At 37.8% G+C, this 864-nt stretch carries 1 pseudogene; it reads left to right on the forward strand.

What is annotated here, in order from left to right:
* A pseudogene (locus HMPREF3267_RS07610) lies at window positions 1-864 on the forward strand (DUF4988 domain-containing protein); the annotation flags it as partial.

The following is an 864-nucleotide window of genomic DNA, read 5'->3' on the forward strand; positions in this document are numbered from 1 at the left end:
AAACAATGACGATACCAAAAGGCGCTAAAGGCGATAAAGGTGACGTAGGTGCAAAAGGTGCTGATGGTCGTTCAATCACAATCACAAGTAATACAGAAGAACCAAACGGAGATCGTAAACTTGTATTCTCAGATAATACAACAGTCGTGATACCAAAAGGTGTTAAAGGTGATAAAGGTGAAAATGGCACATCAATTAGCATTACGTCTATTGACACTGATACAACAGGAAACAAAGTTGTTCATTTTAGTGATGGTAAAACATTAACTGTACCAAAAGGTCAAGACGGCACATCAATTGGTATTAAATCAATTACAACATCAGCTAATGGTGATAAAGTTGTAACCTTTACAGATAACCAAGTGCTTACAATACCAAAAGGCGAAAAAGGTGACCGAGGCGACAATGGTCAAGATGGTCATTCAATTACAATTACTCGTACAGAAACGGATGCAACTGGTAACACAATCATCCACTTCAGTGATGGTAAAAATGTAACTGTACCAAAAGGTCAAAATGGCACATCAGTGACAATTCAAAATATAGCTAAACAACCAAATGGTGACACTGTTGTAACCTTCTCAGATGGCAAATCGATTACGATACCAAAAGGCGACAAAGGTGACGCAGGTGTTAAAGGTGCCGATGGTCATTCAATTACAATTACAGGTAATACACAAGAAGCAAATGGCGATCGCAAATTAACATTCTCAGATAACACAACAGTTGTGATACCAAAAGGTGACAAAGGCGATAAAGGTGACAATGGCCAAAATGGAACATCAGTTAGTATCACTACAATCGATACAGATAGTACTGGCAATAAAGTCGTTCATTTTAGTGATGGTAAAACATTAACTGTAC

The organism is Staphylococcus sp. HMSC62D11, assembly GCF_001839145.1.
In the GTDB taxonomy this organism is placed as follows: Bacteria; Bacillota; Bacilli; order Staphylococcales; family Staphylococcaceae; genus Staphylococcus; species Staphylococcus lugdunensis.